Source organism: Paenibacillus macerans, from assembly GCF_050565405.1.
GTDB classification, from domain to species: Bacteria; Bacillota; Bacilli; order Paenibacillales; family Paenibacillaceae; genus Fontibacillus; species Fontibacillus macerans_B.
This window is the reverse complement of sequence record NZ_JBNYYG010000127.1, coordinates 1-630: the sequence shown is the minus strand read 5'-3', so window position 1 is coordinate 630 and position 630 is coordinate 1. Positions and strand designations below refer to the sequence as shown.

General features: G+C 54.4%; 1 protein-coding gene. It reads left to right on the top strand.

All coding sequences use genetic code 11. From position 1 onward, the window contains the following. Positions 1 to 128: 128 nt before the first annotated feature. A partial coding sequence (locus ACQ4N8_RS28130; protein WP_430707672.1) for an RCC1 domain-containing protein occupies positions 129 to 630 on the top strand: 502 nt, incomplete at its 3' end.

Genomic DNA, 630 nt, shown 5'->3' with positions numbered 1-630 from the left:
CGTTAACTGCGAACGTGAACGCCTGGACGGTTACGGAGCCATTAGCAAACGGCCAAGTCTTCCAAGTCCGCGTCCGAGTCAATGACGAGCACCTGTGGTCGGAATGGTCGAGCGTGGGCTGGGTGAGAGTGAAGAACAGCACGGAGCTGAAGCAGAAGACCCTATCGACGAGTGAGAGTCATACGTTGCAAGTGAAGTCGGATGGCAAGGTGCTGGCATGGGGATTAAACAGCAACGGTCAGCTGGGGGATGGAACCACAACCTCGAAAACGACGGCAGTGGAAGTTCCGGGCCTGACAGACGTCCTTTCCGTAGCAGCAGGTGCTGGACACAGTTTGGCCCTGAAGAGCGACGGGACAGTATGGTCGTGGGGGTATAACTACCAAGGCCAACTGGGGAATGGCAACAATACCAATAGCTTGATCCCGGTTCAGGTGAAGAACCTGAGTGGGATCATTGGGATAGCCGCCTCTTGGAATACGAGCTATGCACTGAAGAATGATGGAACCGTATGGTCGTGGGGCTATAACTACTATGGACAACTTGGTGATGGCAGTTCGGTGAACCGGAATACCCCTGTTCAGGTGGTAGGTTTAAGCGGAGTCAGCGAGTTGGCAGCTGGAGATAGCT